The sequence below is a fragment of the Nocardia sp. NPDC005978 genome (assembly GCF_040614455.1).
GTDB lineage: Bacteria > Actinomycetota > Actinomycetes > Mycobacteriales > Mycobacteriaceae > Nocardia.
On sequence record NZ_JBEXUS010000260.1, the window covers coordinates 1 to 1,019 of the forward strand.

The 1,019-nt window shown below is 63.0% G+C and carries 1 protein-coding gene; it reads left to right on the forward strand.

All coding sequences use genetic code 11. The features are described from left to right. Positions 1-1,019: (Fe-S)-binding protein (locus tag ABZ319_RS40545; protein ID WP_354991901.1), on the forward strand; the 1,019-nt coding region annotated here is incomplete at both ends.

The following is a 1,019-nucleotide window of genomic DNA, read 5'->3' on the forward strand; positions in this document are numbered from 1 at the left end:
GAGAACAAGGGCAATCCGTGGGGTCAGAACGCCAAGGACCGGTTGAACTGGATCAACGAGGTCGATTTCGAGATCCCGGTCTACGGCAAGGACGCCGACAGCTTCGACGGGTACGAGTACCTGTTCTGGGTGGGTTGCGCCGGTGCGTACGAGGACCGGGCGAAGAAGACCACCAAGGCCGTCGCGGAGTTGTTGGCGACCGCGGGTGTGAAGTTCATGGTGTTGGGTCAGGAGGAGACCTGCACCGGTGACTCGGCGCGTCGTGCGGGTAACGAATTCTTGTTCCAGCAGTTGGCGATGCAGAACATCGAGGTGTTGAACTCGTTGTTCGAGGGTGTGGAGCAGGCGAAGAAGAAGATCGTCGTCACGTGTGCGCATTGCTTCAACGCGTTGAACAACGAGTACCCGCAGGTGGGTGGCACCTACGAGGTCGTGCACCACACCCAGTTGCTGAACCGGCTGGTGCGGGCCAAGAAACTGATCCCGGTGTCCCCGGTCGCGCAGAACGTCACCTACCACGACCCGTGCTACCTGGGCCGGCACAACAAGATCTACGACGCACCCCGTGAACTCATGGAGGCCTCGGGCTCCAAACTGCTGGAAATGCCGCGGCACGGTGAGCGGTCGATGTGCTGTGGCGCGGGTGGTGCTCGCATGTGGATGGAAGAGCAGCTCGGCAAGCGCATCAACGTCGACCGTGTCGATGAGGCCCTGGATGCGTTGAACGGCGGTAACGAGCCGTCGATGATCGCGACCGGTTGCCCGTTCTGCCGGGTGATGCTCACTGACGGTGTGACCGCGCGTAAGGATGGTGGCGAGGTCGGTCAGGGTGTCGAGGTCGTCGACGTCGCGCAACTGATGCTGCAGTCGATCGACCGGATCGACGCGGCCGCGATGACCGAGAACCTGAAGGTCATCCAGGTACCCAAGGTCGAAGAGCCCGAACCGGTCGCCGAACCCGAGCCCGAGCCCGAGGTTGTGGCCGAGGCGGCTCCGGCCGAGGCCAAGGCCGCACCCAC